The organism is Enterobacter cloacae complex sp. 402C9 (assembly GCF_050030745.1).
Lineage (GTDB): Bacteria > Pseudomonadota > Gammaproteobacteria > Enterobacterales > Enterobacteriaceae > Enterobacter > Enterobacter intestinihominis.
Genome location: NZ_JBLGUW010000001.1, coordinates 1,977,502 through 1,998,001, shown reverse-complemented (window position 1 = coordinate 1,998,001; position 20,500 = coordinate 1,977,502). Strand labels below are relative to the sequence as shown.

Below are 20,500 nucleotides of genomic sequence, written 5' to 3'. Positions count from 1 at the left end.
GGAAGGCATTTCGGCAAGGGTTATCTCCCTTCCTCTGTTCTACGTCGGATATTAGCCTCGCGGGCATTTACCGTGAGATTTCTCACAAACCAAAAAAGCGTCTACGCTGTTTTAAGGTTCTGATCACAGCAAGGTGATGGAGAAGCTATGAGTTCATCGTGTATAGAAGAAGTCAGCGTTCCGGACGATAACTGGTCCCGGATCGTCAGTGAACTGTTGGGACGTGCGGGCATTACGATTAATGGCTCATCCCCCTCCGATCCCCAGATTAAACATCCCGATTTTTTCAAACGCGTGTTACAGGAGGGATCGTTAGGGCTGGGTGAAAGCTATATGGACGGCTGGTGGGAGTGTGAGCGGCTGGATATGTTCTTCTCCAGCGTTTTACGCGCCGGTCTTGAAAATCAGCTCCCTCGTCATTTCAAAGATACGTTACGTATCGCTTCCGCCCGCCTGTTCAATCTGCAAAGTAAAAAGCGCGCGTGGATCGTCGGTAAAGAGCATTATGACCTGGGCAACGATCTTTTCAGCCGTATGCTCGACCCGTTAATGCAGTATTCCTGCGGATACTGGAAAAAAGCGACAACCCTGGAAGAGGCGCAGCAGGATAAGCTACAGCTGATTTGCGATAAGTTGCAGTTGCAGCCCGGCATGCGCGTGCTGGACATCGGCTGTGGTTGGGGCGGCCTTGCCTGGTTTATGGCGAAACATTACGGTGTCAGCGTAGTCGGCGTCACGATTTCAGCTGAACAGCAGAAGATGGCACAGGAACGGTGTCTGGGTCTGGATGTCGATATTCGGCTTCAGGATTACCGCGACCTGAATGAGCAGTTCGATCGGATTGTTTCCGTGGGTATGTTCGAGCACGTGGGGCCAAAGAACTACAAGACTTATTTCGACGTCGCCGACCATAACCTGAAGCCTGACGGAATTTTCCTGCTACACACCATCGGCTCTAAACGCACCGATAACAATGTGGATCCCTGGATCAACAAATATATCTTCCCGAATGGTTGTTTACCCTCTGTTCGCCAGATTGCGAACGCCAGCGAACCGCATTTTATTGTGGAAGACTGGCATAACTTCGGCGCAGATTACGACACCACGCTGATGGCCTGGCATGAACGTTTCCAGGCTGCATGGCCTGAAATCGCCGACAACTATTCGGAACGATTCAAACGGATGTTTAGCTATTATCTGAATGCCTGCGCGGGTGCGTTCCGCGCGCGGGATATACAGCTGTGGCAGGTGGTGTTTAGTCGTGGGATTGAGCACGGCCTGCGCGTGGCCCGCTGAAAAATAACCCCGGGTAACCGGGGTTATTTTTTATTCTTCTTCCACGGCCTTTATTATCGCCGCCTCTTTCGCCGCCAGCACGCGCTCAACGGTATCCACGACCGCCTGGGTCTGCGGATCAATTTCGATATTTACGCGCTGCCCCAGTTTTTTTGCGCCAAGCGTAGTACGATGCAGCGTTTCAGGAATTAAATGCACGCAAAAACGCGTTGGAGTCACTTCACCGACGGTCAGACTAATCCCATCGATGCCAATAAATCCTTTATAAAGGATGTATTTCATTAATGACGGATCCTGCACTTTAAACCAGATTTGACGGTTATTTTCCGAGGTCACGATTTTCGCCACTTCTGCGGTGGTCATAATATGGCCCGACATCAGATGCCCGCCAATCTCATCGCTGAATTTCGCCGCACGTTCAACGTTGACGGTATCCCCCACCACCAGCTCACCCAGGTTAGTGATGCGCAGCGTCTCTTTCATTAAATCAAAGCTTATCTGGTTACCGTTAATTTCGGTCACCGTCAGGCAGCAGCCGTTATGCGCTATCGACGCCCCGGTTTCAATGCCGTCGAGCATATATTCAGGCAGCTCAACTACGTGAGTGCGGAAATTCGGTTTTTCATCAATGGACACCACTTTGGCAGTGCCCTGCACAATACCAGTAAACATGCTTACAGCTCCTGTTCATTCCGAACGGCGATGACACCGTATAATCCCACCACAATAACAGTTGAAAAAACAGGTTGCCAGTGATGCGCAATTTCTGGCGATTTTTTCACTAGATAATTAGTTAAACCCCGCTACAATAGCTGGCATCCCTCTGTTTTTTCTTCTTGCTGCCAGTAACGGCGGCCTTTTTAGTCTCTCAAATAACTACAATACAAAGGTGTTCACGTGCAGAAGTATATGATCGAAGCGCGTCAGTTATTGGCACTGGCCATACCGGTGATCGTCGCGCAGGTAGCCCAAACCGCAATGGGATTTGTGGATACGGTAATGGCCGGTGGTTACAGCGCCACCGATATGGCCGCCGTGGCGATCGGAACCTCAATCTGGCTCCCGGCCATTCTGTTTGGTCACGGCCTGCTGCTGGCGCTGACGCCCGTTATCGCGCAGCTTAACGGCTCCGGTCGACGCGACCGCGTAGCCCATCAGGTGCGCCAGGGCTTCTGGCTGGCCGGGGGTGTCTCCGTCCTGATTATGATCGTCCTGTGGAACGCCGGGTATATTATTCGCGCCATGCATAATATCGACCCGGCGCTGGCAGATAAAGCAGTCGGTTATCTGCGCGCCCTGCTCTGGGGCGCGCCCGGTTATCTCTTCTTCCAGGTGGCTCGTAACCAGTGTGAAGGGCTGGCAAAAACCAAGCCGGGCATGGTGATGGGCTTTATCGGCTTGCTGGTGAACATTCCCGTGAACTACATCTTCATCTACGGTCATTTTGGCATGCCGGAACTCGGCGGCGTGGGTTGTGGCGTGGCGACGGCTGCGGTGTACTGGGTGATGTTCGGCTGTATGCTCACCTACGTTAAACATGCGCGATCCATGCGCGACATTCGTAACGACACCGCCTTTAGCACGCCTGACTGGTCGATGATGAGCCGCCTTACCCAACTGGGTCTGCCCATTGCGCTGGCGCTGTTCTTTGAAGTGACGCTGTTTGCCGTTGTCGCCCTGCTGGTCTCGCCGTTAGGGATTATTGACGTGGCAGGCCACCAGATCGCCCTGAACTTCAGCTCTTTGATGTTCGTCCTGCCGATGTCCCTGGCTGCTGCGGTGACGATTCGCGTGGGCTTCCGTCTGGGGCAAGGTTCGACGCTGGATGCGCAAACGGCAGCCCGCACCGGGCTGGGCGTCGGCGTCTGCATGGCAGTCTGTACCGCGCTCTTTACCGTGCTGTTGCGTGAGCAAATTGCCCTGCTCTATAACGACAACCCGGAAGTAGTGACCCTGGCCTCGCATTTGATGCTGCTGGCGGCCATTTACCAGATCTCTGACTCCATCCAGGTAATTGGCAGCGGCGTGCTGCGTGGGTATAAAGATACGCGTTCCATCTTCTTTATCACCTTTATCGCTTACTGGGTTCTGGGCCTGCCGAGTGGGTATATTCTGGCGCTCACGGATCTGGTGGTGGATCGCATGGGGCCAGCCGGATTCTGGATGGGCTTTATCATCGGCTTAACGTCTGCAGCCATTATGATGATGCTGCGCATGCGCTTCCTGCAACGTCAGTCGTCTGCGGTAATTTTGCAACGCGCTGCGCGTTAATGACACAGTAGCCGCCGGCTGGCGGCTACTTTCTCTTCACTTTGCGCGGTAATGAAGCAATCGCGTGAAATCAGAGAGAAAAATGCATTTTCCCTCTTGCCACCTTGGGGCTGTGCCGCTAATATTCGTCCCCGTTGTCACCGACAACACAATGCGTTCATAGCTCAGTTGGTTAGAGCACCACCTTGACATGGTGGGGGTCGTTGGTTCGAGTCCAATTGAACGCACCATTATGCGTCTGTAGCTCAGTTGGTTAGAGCACCACCTTGACATGGTGGGGGTCGATGGTTCGAGTCCATTCAGACGCACCAATCAGTTTCCTCGCACATTTCATTCCCGTTCAGCCTCGTGCAGGGGCAGCAAACTCTTTAAACACATCGAAATTAACCTCCAGCCCGCGCGTGCCGGGAAAAGCGGAATGGCATATGACATTTTTTATCCGTCCAGGCAAAGCATTGACGACTTCAAAAAATGGAGCTGGAGGCGGTCCTGGTGCAGCAGCAAGAAACCGTTACAGCATTCGCGACTTAAATAGCCAGTAGCCAGAAAAGCGCCCCATCAGGTTAGCAAAACGCCCGGCGTTTGCCGGGCGTGAAAACAACATCAGTCAACGATTACGGCTTATGTTCAATCGCCGGGTTGTTGTTGATGGCGATTCGCTGCGGTTTCTCTTCTTCCGGAATATCCTGGTGTAATTCAATCGCCAGCAAGCCGTTTTCCAGCGAAGCGCCGGTTACTTTCACATGTTCCGGCAGACTATAGCTGGCCCGGAAGTCGCTGCGGCTGATACCCCGATGGATCCACCCTTCTTCGCCGTTTTCGGTTTTCTCCTCTTCACGTTTACCGCTGATATTCAGCTGACCGCCAACGGTTTCAATTTCCAGTTCGCTCTCTTTCCAGCCCGGCACGCTGAGCGTCAGTTCATAGCGGTTATCACCCACCCGCCGGATATTGTAAGACGGCGTGGAGGGCAACGGCGTACTGCCGGTTAGCTGGCTAAAAAGGCGATCGATACGGTTAAAACGGTCCGCAAACAGAGAGTCGGAGAGATCGTTCAACATGGGAAAAGCTCTTAGAGTCATCATGTACCTCCTGAACAGTAAAAAAGAATATTCAAAAAGTTCATGTCTTACGGGCAGGTATTCCTTACCCGCTTTCTATATGAGGTTACCGCACAATATTTCAACCTCAGGAGCCTGCAAAATGTTGCTGGAACCTAAAAAACGCAACGGGCCGTTAAGCCCGTTGTTCGTTACATCATCGCAGTTCTATTACTCTCGCCCGCTCAGCCTGCTTTCGGTAGTGGTCGTATCGCTCCCGGAACCATGCCTGCTGTTCATTACTCATATTACCGGTCACGGCATCGATATCAACTGGCTGGCCCAGGGCGTACATACGGGCAAAACTGCGTGCCAGAAAATCAAAATTCTTTAATGCGTTTATATCTTGTCGCTTCATTAGCATATCCCTCCAGTCATTGTGATTCCTGTTCAAGGTCATATGCTTTTCTAATCTCAGTATCCGCCTGAAAAAGATCGTTTTTTGAGCGATGTGTGCGCATCACTCTGCCAGTGTTCACATTTCAGGAACGACAAAACTCTTCAGCCCTGGTCATGATTTTCCCTCCCTTTTATCACTCACGCAGAAAACATAAACGCCAGCCATGCAGTAAGTTCGCCATGTAGCCGGAAGGTGCGAACGGCGTGCTTTAATGCCAGACGCTGTAACAGGTCGCCCAGCGCGTTCAGGTGGGTTTCCACCTGCAAGCGTCTTATCAGTTCGAATAACAGACAAAGGACGTTTACACTGGCGGATTAATACTGATTTCCTGAACAAATGGGTAAATGGGTGAATCCGGGCTTGTTGGCCATATAGAGAGGGGCGCATGTAGGTTGCCGCGGTTGTGTATCGAACTGCGCATTGTTATCTACAACACGCTGCTCCTGGCCTTGCACGGCTATTCTTTTTTTCGTCTGCGCTTTCCTGGCGGAGGGGGAGGGTTTTACCTGTCGCGGCAGTTCGGAGGCACCATAACCTGAACAGAATCGCTTCGACTGACTCAGACTTCCGTCATTGCAGACAAAACGGCCATCCGATGTACAGTGTGCTATGCCACCTTTTGAGCCAGAGCAGGGCTGTCTTCCACGGGCGGCATCAGCCTGCATGTTAAAAAGTACACTTACCGTAAGAAGGAAAATTTTCATATCTGTATCCATGATTGACGTCAACATACTCAGGGTATATCCCCTCAGCCATTGACCTTTTTGCCAGATAAAATGTAATGATTCACGGCTAAGAAATAAATTATTAATATTTCAGTACCCGCCACAGCACAAGTGCTAAATCAATCCACTGAAAAATAACTCTTTAATGTATCTTTTCTGACCAGGATAAAATAAATGTCCGGTCGTTCATGTTGCCTGCCCGCCCAATTTACCTGAAGTGGATATTTTCGCAGGCGAAACTCTGCAATAGGCATCCTTACGATGTCGGTAAAAGATGCGGAGGTGGTTTTGCGTGCTGAATTTCAAAATTGGCTCACACTCTGGCGGTATTATCCAGATACTGCTGTTGTTTCAGATGACGGATTAATACCCTGCCCTCGGGCATAAATTCCGTGCCGTAGCGCACCAGCCCCACCCCCTTCAGCTCCGCATCAATGGCGTAGCGGAGTTCTCCGGGCTGAATCTGTTCCTGCATCACCACGTTAATCCGGCTCAGGCGCGGCTCATATTTCAGCAGCACGGCCGACAGTGTGGTAATCAGCTGGTGGGCGGTCCCGGGCATTTCCTGGAGGATTTTTGTCATATCCGGCAGGCCGTAGTCCGGCAGGTGGGTCAGCGTACCGGCGCGACAGTTGAGGATATGCTGCATGTTATCCAGCACCGACATAATCAGCTGGTTCTCCTCGCTTACGCTGTGCAGGTCAAGCCCGCCGGCGAAGTTGCCGTACAGCATGTCATACAGGGACGGACGCGGCATCATTCCCCCTCCAGCGGTTTCAGCGTCAGGCGGTTATTACTGACTTCAATAACCCGCGCCTTATCCGGGTCAAGGTCGTCACGGGTCAGGGTAATACGCCAGGTATCGTTTACCTGATCCGGTGCCATAAACATCCCCGCCACCGCCACAACCTGCGCGCTCTCTTCCATCGGCATATCCAGCGTCACCGATTCGCCAGGGCGCAGGCGAATATCCTTTTCCGCCACCAGGTCGGCTTTAATAGCCTGACTGTCACTCGCGAACAGTGACGGATAATCAGTACTGTCAAACGCCTTACGCTCTTTAAGCTGGTAAATACGCACCACCGTTGCCAGCGACGCCCCTTTCGCGTTGTTGTTCACCCCTTCGCGCGTCTGAATATCCAGATGCAGGGTTTTCACCTGTCTGTAAAAAATGGACTTCGTGACGGCGACGGTGCCGTCCGTCACTTTCTGCGTCAGCCCGCAGCCGGTTAACAGGGTCGCCAGCGTGAGAGCCAGAGTCTTACCAGCGGTAATCGCCATCTTCATCGTTCTTCCTTCGCTGAATGTTTTCACGGACGCGCTGAAAGCGTCCCAGGTGAATGGTGATAATGTTGTTTCTGTTCTGTTGCGCATTAAGGGGACGCAGCACCGCCGTGCGCCCGACCTGCGCGGTCTGTTCCGCATTGCAGGACAGCCGCGCATCCGGCAGCAAATGTCGGGCAACGCATAACTGCATCCGTACATCCAGGTGCGCCCCCAGCCACACATGTAGCAGCGCCATCAGGTCGGCATGCAGGTCACCGCCCGGCAGCCAGCCCCGGACCTCTTCAGGGTTGTCGGTGGAGAGACGCAGCAGCACCTGGCCGTTCACATCCGTGGCGTGCGTGCCCATCACCGGTCGGTGCTTCAGGCTGACCAGCTGGCATGTACTCATCGCAACCGGCTGCTTCAGCGGGATACGGCAGCGGTCGTGGTGGTACACCGTTGCGCGGGTATTCACTCTCCAGCCCGCTAATGGTCAGCGGGTCAGCTTCCAGGGTGAACAGGTTTATCACCGGCACGCAGTGCAGGCGCAGGCTGCTGTCTGTTACCGGTAAATCGCTCTGCCATACCTGGCTGAACACCACCTCGATATCGAAGTACGCCGTACCCGCCGGGAGCGTGATATTTTCCAGCCCGTTAAGATGGACGAACATAAACTTTTCGCGAAAGGTGAAATACTCCAGCAGCAACTGGTAACCGCTGAAGGCGCTGTCGCCCTTCGGCCACAGCCGGTCTTCCTCAGCAAAACCGCCCGGGGAGAAATAACCATCCAGTGCGATCCGCTCCGTCTGCCCCGGCAGGCGAATGTACAGCGCCGCCTGACGTTTTGTCAGCCAGAGGTGCAGGCTGCTGCCCGTCACCCTATCTTCGCCAAGATACAACGGCAGATGCCGGAGGTCAGTCTGCGGCCAGTCCGCCTGCGTACTACAGGCAAAACGCACCCGCAGGAGCGAACGCCCGTCAGGCTCCGTGGTCATAATGACCTTCTCCACCGCGAGCGGATTAAGCGTCAGATCCCGGGTGGTGCGGTAGCGGCAGACAGTGTTTTTAGGACCGACCGGGCGGGAGCTGATTTCCAGCCCGGCGGACAACGTTTCCGCCATTTTCATCGCCGGCACATCCGGCGACAGCACCACCACCGACAGGGACGGGATGGTACGCAGGTAGTGCGGCCACAGCATGCTCACCAGACTTTCGGTCAACTCCGGCAGGTCGTCATCTATCTTTTCGCGCAGACGTCCCATGGAGAAGGCGAAGCCCTCAAACAGCCGTTCAACATACGGGTCAGGTGTGCCCGCCTTGTCCAGGTCGAGCATTGCCGCCCGGTCGGGGTGCGTCTGCGCGAACTCTTTCGCCGCCTCGCGCAGGTAGCGCATTTCAGCGTCAAAATAACGCAGGGTTAAATCTTCCATAATTTTCCGGCTATTAATGTACAGGAGGATGGGTGATGAGCCCTAATACACGCAGTGATATTGGGAAAAATACAATATCCGCAACGGCCGTGAAGGGTGTTAACACGATGTTTGTTGCCAGTCGCAGAGGATGAAAGTAAGTTGAGTCTTCTGTAGAATAAAATTCCACATTATGTTTTTTAACCAATTTCTCGCTATTATTAAACAGACTGTCGTTCTTATCTCTGGGAATAATTACCCCTTCCAGGCGTATTTGCTTAACATACCTTCCACCCTCATTCCAGAACCCCGTTTTTTTAAGGTCATCAATATCCTGAGTGGTAAGGTTGCTGTCGCTTTCATTAACCTGCAGTACAAGCGCATCGGAAAAATGCATGACAAGGTCATTTCCATGCGGCATATCCAGTTTTAGCCTTAAACCATCAAATTTCTCATAACCGGTAACCAGCGTTACCTGTGTGGATAGTTTATCCAGCGCAAGTAACTCTTTTGCCCCTGTCGTTAATATATAGATGTTTTTTTCTCCCTTGAAAGCGACACCATCCCGAGGTATTTCTACCCTGACCTGTGTCTTTCCCTGAATAGCCGAAGCAGAGAGATTTTCATAATAAAACGCAGCGGTAACCTCGTCTGAAATCAAAGTACGTTCTTTTATCTTTGTGTCAGCAACACTGTTTTCTCCCCAAAGAATTGCTGTACAGCCTGAAAGCTGAATAAATATAACCGACAATATTATTTTCATAATCAAATGCATGATTGTTGTATATCCCTAATAATAATTTTTTTGTTACGTTTGTTTAATTATCCGCACTACACGGTAGCTCTGGCAGCGTCAGTTGCAATCAGCCCCGCCAGCAGATGTTCCATCTCCGGATTCAGGCGTGCTTTATATGTTTTATTACGTCCGGCCCTTCATACGGAGCAGCTTCAGGCGGTGGGCTTTGACCTCAAACAGCAGTTCTGGCGCCCACTGCGTGAGCGTGATGGCGCGGCCTGGCAGGCTGTAATCAGTGTATGAACGGATGCCATCAGTACGTTTCCGTGGGGTCGGGGTCATCAGCCAGGGGGTCAGCGGCAGGCTCGCTGACGGTGAATATCTGCAACGGCAGGTTGAAGTTTCGCAGCTTCAGCAGGGCCAGCGGGCCCTCTCCCGCCTCAGTGCGCAGGGTGTAGTTTAGCGGTCTGCCATCCTGCGCCTGCCACGTGAGACTGTAACTGCTGCCCGTGCCGGGGTAAGCGCTGACTGACGCCTTGTCCAGCAACCTTATCCATCCCCATGTCCCGGACATATCTGCATACTGCCGGGTGCCGGCCTGGGTGCTTATCCAGCTTAATGCCGCACCCGGCGCTTCGGTGTCCGCAGGCCAGTTAAAACGCTTCCAGGCAGGCATCTGGTTCATATAAGTCAGCTTCTGGCTGTCGATAACCAGCCGCGTCTCCATGATGCCATCCGCCGTTCCCGGGCGCAGCTCAAAGGACAACCCCGCCTCCCCGCGGGTGAACACCACATCGGAAATATGGCTCAGGGTATCAACCGCCCTGAGGAAAGCCGGATTGAAAGTCAGCCCCTGGGCGTTGATGCTGTCCGGCACCCAGTGACTCCCCTCCCTGTGCAGCACGCCGTTAAGACGAGTCTGCAGAAACCGGGTGATGCGCCCGGAATCGGCATTGAGGTATCTGGCCAGCAACGGCAGGGAGACCTCGCTGCTGACATCTTTAAACGGATACCGCCCGCCAAAGGCGCTGTTCCAGTCATCCACCACGGCGGTCTGCCACTGTGCATTCAGGCTTTCAGCGGCGGGTTGCAGCACCTGCTGCCAGGCCTGCTCCATGGGCCGCACAAACATCGTCTGCCCGAAACCGCTCCATTCCTGCCCGAGCCCCGCTGCCACCAGACTGCCGTAGTCGCGGGTCTCGGTTAAGTCTACCGCCTTTCCCTGAAACACCGTCTGCGCCAGCGCCTGGGTCATGGCCTGCGGATCAGCGGCGTTGGTCACCTGCTGTAGCCGCAGGCGCACCTGGGTGACGCGGGTCAGAAACGTCTGCAGGCTCAGGTCGGTATTTCCGCCGCCTTTCTGCTGGCTGTTAATCAACGCCAGTGCCGGGCCGAAGGTCGCCTCCAGCGGACCGCGCGCGCCGCCGCTCTGGTCAATGGCCGGCTGTTTATCGCCACCGAGCAGATTTTTTGCCGATTTCACCAGCGAATCGGATATCGCCTCGCCGGTCTCACCGGTACGCCCCTGGATATTCAGGGTGTTCATCAGTGCCACCAGCGGTGACTGGCGCACATCCGCCATCAGGGTGAGCTGGTCAATGGCGTCGGACAGGGTCACTGCCCGTTGCCAGCGCAGACTGTTGAGAAAATCGAGCCAGGCGGTACTGAAGTCGGCAAAATAACGTGCGGTGAGTCGCTGCTTCAGGGCTTCCGGCGAGGTCTGCTGCTTGGCGGGCTGTCTGCTGTCGCTCAGCACCCAGTCCATCTCCTCGCGACGTTCATTCACCACCTTATCAATGGCAGGCTGTACCGCCTCCTCCCACGCCTGACGGGTGAACATCCCCGGCACCACCTCATCGGTGCTGAACAGGCTTGCGGCGTCGGTGTCGCCGGTCATGTCCGTCAGGCGCATATCGGCATACTGGTTCGACACTTGTGAGAGCATTTTCTGATAGAGTGTGGATTCACTGTTTCGCACCCCCATCTGGCGAACCAGCAGCGTACGCGTCTGACTGACCAGCATATCGTCAGCATGTAAGCGCCACTGCGGGTGTGACACCAGGCTCGCGGCATAAAAAGCGTATAGTGCCGGGCCGCTGCCCTGCCAGAGACCGTTTGCCACACCAGCACGCCGTGGCCAGTCGCGCATCAGCGTGGCGGAAAACCAGGCCGCATCCATTTTCTCCGGCCGCGAGAGCATCAGGTAGAGCCTGAGCCGGTCGTAAACCGATTTTGCCATGCGCTCACGTAACGGACTGTCCGGTGGCAGCTGTACAAAGGCCTGGAGCTGTTGAGTGAGGTGTTCCGCCGCCGCATCGCGCAACAGCGGCAAGGCGCTTTCACTATAGCGCGGGAAGAGCGCCGCCAGCAGGGCATCGTTCTGGCTTAAGCCGCCGCGTACGTACCAGGGCACGCCGTGTTGTGTACGGTACTGTAAACGAGCAAGGGTTTTCTGGAGTTCAGACAGAGCGTGCAGACGCTTGCTCAGCGGCTGTTTCTCTGACACAGACTGCTGAACCTGCTCCTGCGCCGTCGTCACCAGGTCACGGTTGGCGACAAAGGAGACGGCCATGGATATGCCCCACAGCGCCATCAGCGCCGCCACGCCCACGCCCGCCATCTGCGTCCAGCTGATTCCGGGTTTACGCGGGCGCAGACCTGCCGGTAAGGCCTGTGTAGACGCCGGGATGGCATCCCAGCGGTTGTCTTTGCCCCAGTGATGAGCAACACTGCGACCTGCCCCTGCTGAAGGCGGGCTGAACACCACGCCAGCCAGAGGCAGCGGGCGGTACGGGTTAAGTAATACTGATAAGGGTCCGGTCAGCGATTGCGGCTCGCGGATTAGCTGGTCAGCCAGGGTGAGTAAAAAATTCTGCTGTGGTTTGTCGCAAATCTGCTGAATACCCTGCGCGGTGAGGGGCGGGATCAGGTCGGTTAGCTGTCCGGGCCATACGGCAGACGCCCCAGCACGCGCGGCATCACGAGGCCGATGTAGCGGGCGTCGTCGGTGTCGCGGAAAGATTTCCACTTGATGTACTCGGCGCGGTCGAAGTAGTTGCCGATATCCTTAATCGCAGCAACCTCTTCCATAGAGTCTTTCAGGAAGAATTTCGGCCCGACAGAGCCAATAAACGGCATGTGTGCGGCGGCAGACACTTTCGAGATGTTGCGCAGCAGCGCCACATCCTGCGGACTGGCGTCAAATTCATAGGATGAAATCACTGAGCCAATCGGCTCGCCGCCCGGGGTGTCGTATTCGGCGGTATAGGTGTGCCAGTAGAGGCCGCTCTGGATCAGTTCCGGTGCATCCTCAAAATCCTGGCGCAGGTCATCCTTGGAGACGTCCAGAATTTCGGTTTTCACATTCTGGCGGTAGTCGGTGTTGTCCACCAGCTGCTTCAGGCCGCGCCACATGGACTCCACCTTCTGGAACGCCTGGTGATGCATTACGGCATCCAGCTGACGGCTGATCTGGAAATCCAGTTCGGCGATATGGTGGTCAATCAGCGTTTTGTCGAGCTTCTCCACGGGCTGACCGGATTTGCGGATGCAGTCCATAAACACCTGCATCGCCGCCGTCAGGCGTTCACCCGCCGGCGCGTCAGAAAGCGCGGCATCATCCAGAAACGCATTGATATCACCCAGGCTCGAGGCCGGAGTCAGGTTGATTTTTTCAAACAGGGAGGCGTAAACGCCCTCTTTTTCCAGTACGATGGTCTGCCCCTGCGCGGAGGCGGTTTCACTATTCACAGACATCAGCATATTCCCGGTTAATCCATTAAATTACACATGCCGCTTATTTCGGGGCCAGTGCACTCATTTCGTCGCGTAATTCCTGAGACAGCGCCGGGTCCTTAAGAATTTTCTCGAGTTCTTTTCTGAAAGTGGCGTTATCAAGAAGATTGGATTTGAGGTCGCGTAATAAATTACGCATGGCCAGCATGGCGCGGAGCTGAGGGATCTGGCGGGCAACCTGTTCAGGTTCGAAATCCTTAATATCGGAGAAATTCAGTTTTATACTTTCCTCCGAACCATCGACAGCCATGGTGTTAGGCACCGTCAGATTAACCTCCGGGTTAAATTCCGAAAGTACGCTATTAAAGTTATTTTTGTTGACGTTGATTTTCTTCCTTTCGGACAATGGACGATTCTCTTTTCCATTACTGAAATCACCGACGGTGAGAAGTTTAAGCGGCAGTTCGACTTTCTTCTGCGCGCCGCCTGTATGCAGCGCCAGCTTTAAATTTATGCGTGCCTTGGGCACCTCATTCTGAAATGAATCGGCCATAGCAGTCCCTTTCTTTGCAAGAAATACGAGTTAAGTGAGTGACGGGTCTTTACAAAACCATATTAGAGCAAAAGCCCATTCATGATCAACTTTTCAGATCAAAGATCTGCATATGGATTTTTCTTAAGAATTTTCTACTGATAAGGGTAAAAAAGAGCGCCACGCAGCACTTGCCTAAACGTCCTCACGACCCTTTTGTGAGTCTCACAGAAAGTTGTTTTAAAAGCTGGAAATCAGATTATTTTGTTACTTTATAGAAAGCATGGAATAGTCCAATTCTGGACTATTCCATCACTCGCCATTATAAAAACACGAATAATATTGGCTCGCCATATATTCAAAAATCTATCTCTTGTTAAAATCCCCGGCCTGCATATTATCGATAAGCCTGGAACCAAAACAATCTTTCCTTTCACCATATCAGGCAGAATTATATCTACTCAACCAGGCGATAACAGCATATAACTTCCCCCTAAGTTCAGGAGGGGGTACGCCATGCCCTCTTCAAAACGTCTTAATTACTCCCTTAATTAAACGGCTTAACCTTTCTCCTGCTACGCTTGTTGTATGGTTCAGAAACGCAGGAACGCTTTCGATGAAAAAAATCGCCATTATCGGCTCAGGCCCAACAGGGATTTACACCTTTTACTCACTTCTTAACAACGCAGCACCGCTGTCGGTCACCGTGTTCGAAAAAGCAGACCAACCCGGCGTAGGGATGCCCTACAGCGACGAGGATAACTCCCGGCTGATGCTGGCGAATATCGCCAGTATCGAAATCCCGCCCATTTTTATCACCTACCTCGACTGGCTCAAACAGCAGAGTGAAGCCCATCTTGCCCGCTATAACGTCGACAAAGACAGACTGAATGACCGGCAGTTTCTGCCGCGTATTCTGCTGGGTGAATATTTTCACGACCGCTTTCTCGCCGTCGTTGCCGAGGCGAAAAAGGCTGGGTTTCATATCGAGGTTCATCCCAACGCAGAAGTAACGGATATCAAAGCAGATGCAGACGGCGTGGCCCTGTCAGTGAACGATGCGCCTTTCTCCAGAAGATTTGACCTTGCCGTGGTCGCCACCGGTCACGTCTGGCCTGATGAAGATGAATCCACCCGCGACTATTTCCCAAGCCCATGGTCGGGACTGATGGACGCGGATATCCGAGCCTGTGAGGTGGGGATTATGGGTACCTCCCTCAGCGGACTGGACGCTGCTATGGCGGTAGTAATGCAGCATGGTCGGTTTAGCGGGGAGCAGTTCGTTGTCAATAAAGGTAGTGAGGGGCTAAACATCACGTTGATGTCCCGCTCGGGCGTTCTTCCGGAGGCCGACTTTTACTGCCCTATCCCTTATGAACCGCTGTCGGTGTTAACGGAGTCTGTGGCAGAAAGCGAAATTGCCAAAGGCCCTGACGGGCTGCTTGACCGCATCTTTGCACTGATGGTGAAAGAGCTTGAGCTGGCCGATCCGCGCTGGTGCCAGGCGATAACGATCGGCACGCTGAATGCTGACACGCTTCGTGATGTCTGGTTTGAGGATCGTAAAAAGCATGGTCCTTTCACCTGGGCCGAAGCGAATCTGAAAGAAGTGGAGCGCAATAAGTGCGAGAAACGCACCGTTGCCTGGCGCTATACCGTGCTTCGTCTGCATGAAGTAGTTCAGGCCATTGTCCCTTCACTCAATGAACGTGACAGAGAACGGTTTAAATCCGGGCTGGAGCGTGTGTTTATTGATAACTATGCCGCCATTCCACCGCAGTCTATCCGCCGGTTACTGGCACTGCGCGAGGCAGGGATCATTAGCGTAGTCGCACTCGGTGATGATTACGACCTGGATATCGGCAGCGATCAGACCGTCATCACCACGAAAGAAAAGCGTTATCGCTTCGACGTCTTTATCGATGCCCGCGGGCAGAAACCGCTCAGAAATAAGGATATTCCCTTCCCGACGCTGCGCAAACAGCTTGAGGAAACGGGGGATGAAATACCGGACGTGGGGGAAGACTACACGTTGCTGTCACCTGCGTCTCTGCGCGGACGTATCGCTTTTGGGGCGATCCCCTGGCTGATGCACGATCATCCGTTTGTTCAGGGGTTGTCTGAGTGCGCTGAAATTGGTAAAGCGATGGCGAAAGCGGCGGGGAATCCTGCATCTGGCGTGCGACGGAAGTTACCTTACACGGAGTTTTAACAGGGCTTCCCTGCCCTGCGGTGTCGGATTACTCGAAGAAGACTTCCGGGTTTTCCGACAACGACACGAAGGATTTAGTGTTCTTGTCCAGGGCAAGGATTTTGCCGCTTTCGATGTCATATACCCAGCCGTGCAGGCGAATGGCGTTGTTGCGCAGGCCTACCGCCACCGACGGATGGGTCTTGATGTTGCTCAGCTGAGCAAAGACGTTCTCCTGCACCATCGCATTCACTTTATCGATTGGCTGATCCCAGGTTTTCTTCTCAACCACCGCTTTTGCCGCATCAGAATAGCGCAGCCAGTGGGAAACGGCTGGCATCGGCTCCAGATCGGCGTTGTCAGCAATCGCCTTCATCGCGCCGCAGTTGGAGTGGCCGCAAATAACAATATCGGTCACGCCAAGGGCCACTACCGCGTATTCGATGGTTGCAGAGACACCGCCAGGCTCCGGCCCGAACGGTGGCACAATGTTGCCCGCGTTTCGAATGACAAAGAGCTGTCCTGGCTCCTGCTGCGTGACCAGTTCCGGAACCAGACGGCTGTCGGAGCAGGAGATAAACAGCGCTTTGGGATTCTGACTGGACGCTAAACTACGAAAAAGCTCTTTACGTTGCGGGAAAATCTCTTTTTGAAAGCTGAGAAAACCTTCAATGATATGTTGCATAGCCATTTCTCTTTTATCTGTTTTAGTTTAGGTATGATCGCGATCACACTCGTAAAATTTAACCACCGTGCCTTAGCGGAGACAAGCAATATATTTCTGGCCCGACCGCTGCACAATCTCATCTGCGTTCGCCGGGATGTTTTGCCCTTCAAAGGCCCCGTACAGTCGCTGGTACGTTTTCCCGGTCAGTCGACCGATCACCGCCTCAACGGTGCGGGCAGGCAGCGGCAGCATATTCGGATAACTCCACATAAACGACACGGCGTCCTTACCAGGCGTAACCTGCAAAATATCACCGGCCAGCAGCACGCCGTCGCCTGACTGCCAGTGCAGCACCGTGCCGCCTGCAAAATGCCCGCCCAGACGCAGCAGCGTCACCGACGGCATAATCTCCAGGGCGTCCTCCTCCCAGAAGCGTATCGCCGGACTGTCACGCATCACCCACTGCCGATCGCTGGCGTGCAGATAGATCGGCGCGTTAAACGCGGCGGCCCACTCCTGCATGGTGGTGTAGTAATGCGGGTGCGAAATCGCGATCGCGCTGATGCCCCCGAGCGCGTCAACTAACGCTCTGGTCGCCGGATCGAGGTTGGCGATGCAGTCCCACAGAACATTGCCCTGCGGCGTACGCAGCAGAAGCGCCCGCTGGTTGATGGCAAAAGCGGGAACGGTTTTGATGCTGAACAGCTGCGGCTCCAGCTGTTGCCATTTGTTGGTGTGCGTGGTCGTAAGGCTGTCGAAGTCCGTCCATGCCTGGCCCGTCACCGGGACATACTGGCGCTCATCGTCGCAAATCGGGCAGTTTTTGGGCTGTTCATCGTAAGCGGTACCGCAGGTTTTACAGAGTGTAATCATCGGCTTTCCTCAGCAATAAAGCACTGAGTATGGCAGGGATTATCCATATGTGCTGAGGGGTGCCTGGCCCGCTTTTTTTGACTTATACTGTGCCAGTATCAAAAACTGAATAACGCAGGTGGCACATGGAAATTGATCTCGATAACTTAGTCTTTAACGGGCTGGATGAAGCAGAAGAGCGCAACGCGGAACGTCTCGACGATGCGGATAAAAAAGCCCAGGCGATTGTCGCCGATGACGACTGCGGCGATGCCTGCAAGATCTGAAGAAAAAGCACCGGGCTCCCCGGTGCTTTTTTTATGAATACATTTGCTACCCGCTATCAGATCTCCGGCGTTTTGCTAAACCCGGTCAGCATCAGGATCAGGCTTTGTTGAGATGACCCCGTCTCAAACTGATAGTGATTTCCCTGACGATCGCCACCGATATACCACGAAATTTCGGTTTTCCCTTCTGCCAGCGCCTTGCGCACCGCTTTATCCACGTCCACCATCCGGTATTCGCGGGAGTGGTTCAGGTAAAGCACCGCATCCGAGCGATAGTTGCAGGGCGGCCGTGAATGCCAGCTCACGGTGGCCGGATCCCAGTCGTTGCTCGCCGGATAGAAGAAGATTTGATCCGCGCCGTTGGTTTCCACTTTCCCGCCATAAATTCTCACGCGGTATTTAAACTGGGCAGGATCCTGTCCGGCAGGCAGCGGAGGAATGTTGAACTTCACCAGCGACAATGTTTCGCTGTTTTTCGTGCGTCCACCGTTCTTCCAGTTATCCTGCACCAGTAAGACCTGGGGATCGGGCTGTGAAAGTGCGGGTTCCATGCTGCTGAGCCAGACGTTGGCCTTCGCTTTTGAATAACCATACGGCACGGTGGTGCCGCAATCCATTCCGCGGTTCATGCACAGGTCGGTCATAAAGCGCGCGGCATCTTCCGTCCAGCCGTTCATGAAGTCAGCATGCGCCGTATACAGGCTCCCCCATCGCTCTTCACGTTCACTGCCATGCATGGTGGGGTCGAGGGAAAGCTGGACTTTACTGGTATCCAGAGAGCTAATTGTCGGAAGCACGTACGCAATATTCATGTTCACCGTCGGGATCTTCACCGGGAAGGCGGACGGACACTGTCCTTTCGTATCGTAGGTGGCGTTAGCCAGGCCGTGGGCGGGCTTCAGGTTGACCCCGTCCCAGCAGTTCGGGAACTGAACGCCGATATTAAACTGCACGGCATCCTTCGCCTTGCGTAAGCCGCAGACTTCACCCGTTCTGGTGGTGTAGCCCTTGCCGTTGGCGCATAAAAAGGTGATATGTGGATTTGGCGCGGTGCCGTGATGATCGCCTGCCAGCAGCGACAGCCCCGCCGGGAACGGGTGCAGCGGCCAGGCGTCAACGTTCGATGCCTGATAATAGGTTTTTTGATAGGCGGGTTTGACCACCGTTCCGTCCGGTAATTTTAGCGACGGAGCCCAGTAGGCCGAGCTGTCTGCTTTGTTATCGCAGGTGGTCTTTTCCTGGGTACGCAGCGATTCACGGCTGGAGTAAGCATCCGTTTGCACGTTACCAAAAAAATCGTGCAGCATGGCCTCGTTGGGCATGCCGTACATCATAATGGCATCATCGCCGAGGGTATGGGAATAACTGCATACAACATGCGCCTGTGGACCAGCGTGTGCCGCCTGCATGGCAAGCAATAGCACGGTGGCAGAAAGCGCGGGGGTTAATACTGTCCGTTTCATTATCATCTCCAGCTGAGAAAGGAGATAGTGGTAACAAAACGGCTATCGTTTACCGAGGATTAGCCAGGGCATTTTTCCCTTCATTCTCACTTTACACGCATCACGCACAGCTCATTCCAGTACATTTCGCGCGTCCGGCGAAGTTCAGCGTGACGTTTTAACATAGAACCACTCCGGGTCGATGTTGGCTACGTCCACGCCATAGAGGCTGGCGACAGGCAGTATTGACTCAAGAACACGTTGCGCGCTGTTCTCCGCATTCGCTGGTCGGGGCGCAAAAAACCGCCGTAACGTGCTTATCCATTTTTTCATCGTCATTACCCTTCTCGCTTAACCTGGACTCAGTTAAACACGCCTTCATCATGAAGAGGAAATAACAATAATGACTGTTGATATGCGGGATCTGAAAAACTCGCGAGACGCTTCGTCCTAACCGGCCAGCGCTTTAACCACCGTTTCCATCGCTTTGGTGGTCAACTCACTGCGCTTAACGCGCTGGTTCGCCAGCGCGGTACGTAGTACCCCAGCAATCACGATATGCTTGGGCTCCTGCCCTAAGTCACGCATCTCCAGAACGACCTTGCCTACCACCCGACACATCTCCTGGTACAGCGCTTCGTCTTTGGTCACATTGCCCATTGCCATCACTCCGTTGCCCTAAACCGTCAGCTTAAATCATTCGTCGGCTGGATACAAAAAAGAAGCCCGGCGTGTTGTTCGCCGGGCTTCGTCTGGAAAATCAGGCGATTAGTTGTTTACCGGGATGACCGCGCCTTTGTATTTGGTGCGGATCCAGTCCTGAATCTCTTTGGAGTGCAGCACGTTCACCAGCGCGACGATATCCCTCTTCTTCTCATCACCGCGATGAACGGTAATGATGTTGGCGTACGGGTTATTCTCACCGCTTTCAACCGCAATTGGATCGTGGACCGGATCCAGACCAGCATCAATTGCGTAGTTGGCGTTGATCACCACCGCAGCACCTTCGTCGTTGTTGTACATCTGCGGCAGCAGAGATGCCTCGACGTTAGGGGTGAATTGCAGCTTTTTCGGGTTCTCCACAATATCACTGATGCGCGCGGTCACTTTATCGATGCCTGGCTTCAGCTTGATCACGCCCTCTTTTTCGAAGATGGACAGAATACGCCCTTCCTCGGAAACCGCATCACGCATGATGATTTTGCCGCCTTCCGGCAGATCCTTCAGCGATTTGTATTTTTTTGAATAGATACCGATCGGCTCAATGTGGATTGCGCCTGCACTGACAAAATCATAATCCTTATCGCCCGCATGATCTTTAAGCACGCTGTTCAGGTAAGGGATGTGCTGGAAATAGTTGGCATCAATATCATGCCCTGCCAGCGCCGTGTTTGGCAGAATGTAGTCCTGGAACGGTTTAATCTCCAGATCAATACCCTGCTTCGCCAGAATCGGCTTAGCCTGCTCCAGAATTTCCGCGTGCGGGGTGTTGGACGCCCCCACGGTGAGCGTGTCCGCCCAGGAGGCAAAGCTCAGGGCGCTCAGGGTGGCTGCGGCGATCAGTGTCAGTGTCTTTTTCATGATGTGGTTC

19 protein-coding genes, 2 tRNA genes and 5 pseudogenes are annotated in these 20,500 nt (G+C 53.9%); 6 read left to right on the top strand and 20 right to left on the bottom strand.

What is annotated here, in order from left to right; translation table 11 throughout:
- Positions 1-147: 147 nt before the first annotated feature.
- A complete protein-coding gene (gene cfa / locus ACQG1K_RS09570; protein WP_022647893.1) occupies positions 148-1,296 on the top strand; it encodes a cyclopropane fatty acyl phospholipid synthase in 1,149 nt (382 codons plus the stop codon).
- Positions 1,297-1,326: 30 nt separating this feature from the next.
- Here cfa and ACQG1K_RS09565 read toward each other — a convergent pair whose 3' ends face one another.
- Positions 1,327-1,968, bottom strand: coding sequence for a riboflavin synthase subunit alpha (locus ACQG1K_RS09565; RefSeq protein ID WP_367075233.1), 642 nt, complete (start codon positions 1,966-1,968; stop codon positions 1,327-1,329).
- A gap of 225 nt (positions 1,969-2,193) precedes the next feature.
- Here ACQG1K_RS09565 and mdtK point away from each other — a divergent pair, with 225 nt between their 5' ends.
- The 3 genes from mdtK (at position 2,194) to ACQG1K_RS09550 (ending at position 3,878) form a co-directional block, all read left to right on the top strand.
- A complete protein-coding gene (mdtK, locus tag ACQG1K_RS09560; RefSeq protein ID WP_032622176.1) occupies positions 2,194-3,567 on the top strand; it encodes an MdtK family multidrug efflux MATE transporter in 1,374 nt (457 codons plus the stop codon).
- A 153-nt stretch (positions 3,568-3,720) separates the two neighbouring features.
- A tRNA-Val gene (locus ACQG1K_RS09555) sits at positions 3,721-3,797 on the top strand.
- A gap of 4 nt (positions 3,798-3,801) precedes the next feature.
- A tRNA-Val gene (locus tag ACQG1K_RS09550) sits at positions 3,802-3,878 on the top strand.
- 303 nt (positions 3,879-4,181) lie between these two features.
- Here the strand turns inward: ACQG1K_RS09550 and ACQG1K_RS09545 are convergent.
- From ACQG1K_RS09545 to tssB, 13 genes and pseudogenes are all read right to left on the bottom strand, one after another.
- Complete coding sequence (locus ACQG1K_RS09545) at positions 4,182-4,652, bottom strand: Hsp20 family protein (RefSeq protein ID WP_026080712.1); 471 nt, start codon at positions 4,650-4,652, stop codon at positions 4,182-4,184.
- Between the two features lie 172 nt (positions 4,653-4,824).
- Entirely contained in the window at positions 4,825-5,025 is a 201-nt protein-coding gene (gene glgS, locus ACQG1K_RS09540; protein WP_026080713.1) for a cell surface composition regulator GlgS, read from the bottom strand.
- Positions 5,026-5,204: 179 nt separating this feature from the next.
- Positions 5,205-5,327: a hypothetical protein gene (locus tag ACQG1K_RS09535; RefSeq protein WP_254909560.1), complete on the bottom strand. Its 123-nt coding sequence runs from the start codon at positions 5,325-5,327 to the stop codon at positions 5,205-5,207.
- Between the two features lie 54 nt (positions 5,328-5,381).
- Positions 5,382-5,783 carry a hypothetical protein gene (locus ACQG1K_RS09530; protein WP_426721001.1) on the bottom strand — a complete coding sequence of 134 codons (402 nt, stop codon included), beginning with the start codon at positions 5,781-5,783 and terminating at the stop codon, positions 5,382-5,384.
- Positions 5,784-6,105: 322 nt separating this feature from the next.
- Positions 6,106-6,549: a type VI secretion system baseplate subunit TssE gene (gene tssE, locus ACQG1K_RS09525; protein ID WP_367075276.1), complete on the bottom strand. Its 444-nt coding sequence runs from the start codon at positions 6,547-6,549 to the stop codon at positions 6,106-6,108.
- On the bottom strand, positions 6,549-7,073 hold the full coding sequence (gene tssJ / locus ACQG1K_RS09520) for a type VI secretion system lipoprotein TssJ (protein ID WP_176587439.1): 525 nt from the start codon (positions 7,071-7,073) through the stop codon (positions 6,549-6,551). Before tssJ ends, tssE begins: the two co-directional genes overlap by 1 nt.
- Positions 7,054-7,527, bottom strand: a pseudogene (locus tag ACQG1K_RS09515) (type VI secretion system baseplate subunit TssG); the annotation flags it as partial. The gene tssJ and the pseudogene ACQG1K_RS09515, both read right to left, overlap by 20 nt.
- Positions 7,526-8,488: pseudogene (gene tssF, locus ACQG1K_RS09510) on the bottom strand (type VI secretion system baseplate subunit TssF); the annotation flags it as partial. The pseudogenes ACQG1K_RS09515 and tssF, both read right to left, overlap by 2 nt.
- A 13-nt stretch (positions 8,489-8,501) precedes the next feature.
- Positions 8,502-9,242, bottom strand: coding sequence for a hypothetical protein (locus tag ACQG1K_RS09505; RefSeq protein WP_320683836.1), 741 nt, complete (start codon positions 9,240-9,242; stop codon positions 8,502-8,504).
- Positions 9,243-9,298: 56 nt separating this feature from the next.
- A pseudogene (locus ACQG1K_RS09500) lies at positions 9,299-9,479 on the bottom strand (type VI secretion system protein TssA); the annotation flags it as partial.
- A gap of 37 nt (positions 9,480-9,516) precedes the next feature.
- Positions 9,517-12,120 (bottom strand): annotated as a pseudogene (locus ACQG1K_RS09495) (ImcF-related family protein); the annotation flags it as partial.
- Positions 12,121-12,140: 20 nt separating this feature from the next.
- Positions 12,141-12,965 (bottom strand): annotated as a pseudogene (gene tssC / locus ACQG1K_RS09490) (type VI secretion system contractile sheath large subunit); the annotation flags it as partial.
- A gap of 34 nt (positions 12,966-12,999) precedes the next feature.
- A complete protein-coding gene (tssB, locus tag ACQG1K_RS09485; protein ID WP_023300236.1) occupies positions 13,000-13,491 on the bottom strand; it encodes a type VI secretion system contractile sheath small subunit in 492 nt (163 codons plus the stop codon).
- Positions 13,492-14,086: 595 nt separating this feature from the next.
- Here tssB and ACQG1K_RS09480 point away from each other — a divergent pair.
- Positions 14,087-15,682 (top strand): FAD-NAD(P)-binding protein, encoded by a 1,596-nt coding sequence (locus tag ACQG1K_RS09480; RefSeq protein ID WP_317578995.1) that lies wholly within the window; start codon positions 14,087-14,089, stop codon positions 15,680-15,682.
- A 28-nt stretch (positions 15,683-15,710) separates the two neighbouring features.
- Here ACQG1K_RS09480 and ACQG1K_RS09475 read toward each other — a convergent pair whose 3' ends face one another.
- Both ACQG1K_RS09475 and ACQG1K_RS09470 read right to left on the bottom strand, forming a co-directional pair.
- A complete protein-coding gene (locus ACQG1K_RS09475; protein ID WP_022647889.1) occupies positions 15,711-16,346 on the bottom strand; it encodes a carbonic anhydrase in 636 nt (211 codons plus the stop codon).
- 72 nt (positions 16,347-16,418) lie between these two features.
- On the bottom strand, positions 16,419-17,201 hold the full coding sequence (locus tag ACQG1K_RS09470) for an MBL fold metallo-hydrolase (protein WP_045622819.1): 783 nt from the start codon (positions 17,199-17,201) through the stop codon (positions 16,419-16,421).
- Positions 17,202-17,326: 125 nt separating this feature from the next.
- On the opposite strand from ACQG1K_RS09470, the gene ACQG1K_RS09465 reads away from it, so the two are divergent.
- A complete protein-coding gene (locus tag ACQG1K_RS09465; protein ID WP_003857665.1) occupies positions 17,327-17,467 on the top strand; it encodes a hypothetical protein in 141 nt (46 codons plus the stop codon).
- 56 nt (positions 17,468-17,523) lie between these two features.
- Here the strand turns inward: ACQG1K_RS09465 and ACQG1K_RS09460 are convergent, their stop codons facing one another.
- The 4 genes from ACQG1K_RS09460 to ACQG1K_RS09445 form a co-directional block, all read right to left on the bottom strand.
- Positions 17,524-18,930 carry a DUF1996 domain-containing protein gene (locus ACQG1K_RS09460; protein WP_063200881.1) on the bottom strand — a complete coding sequence of 469 codons (1,407 nt, stop codon included), beginning with the start codon at positions 18,928-18,930 and terminating at the stop codon, positions 17,524-17,526.
- A gap of 144 nt (positions 18,931-19,074) precedes the next feature.
- Positions 19,075-19,242: a hypothetical protein gene (locus tag ACQG1K_RS09455; RefSeq protein WP_022647883.1), complete on the bottom strand. Its 168-nt coding sequence runs from the start codon at positions 19,240-19,242 to the stop codon at positions 19,075-19,077.
- A gap of 117 nt (positions 19,243-19,359) precedes the next feature.
- On the bottom strand, positions 19,360-19,569 hold the full coding sequence (fumD, locus tag ACQG1K_RS09450; RefSeq protein ID WP_003857676.1) for a fumarate hydratase FumD: 210 nt from the start codon (positions 19,567-19,569) through the stop codon (positions 19,360-19,362).
- Between the two features lie 108 nt (positions 19,570-19,677).
- Positions 19,678-20,490 (bottom strand): MetQ/NlpA family ABC transporter substrate-binding protein, encoded by an 813-nt coding sequence (locus ACQG1K_RS09445; RefSeq protein WP_367075238.1) that lies wholly within the window; start codon positions 20,488-20,490, stop codon positions 19,678-19,680.
- Positions 20,491-20,500 lie beyond the last annotated feature (10 nt).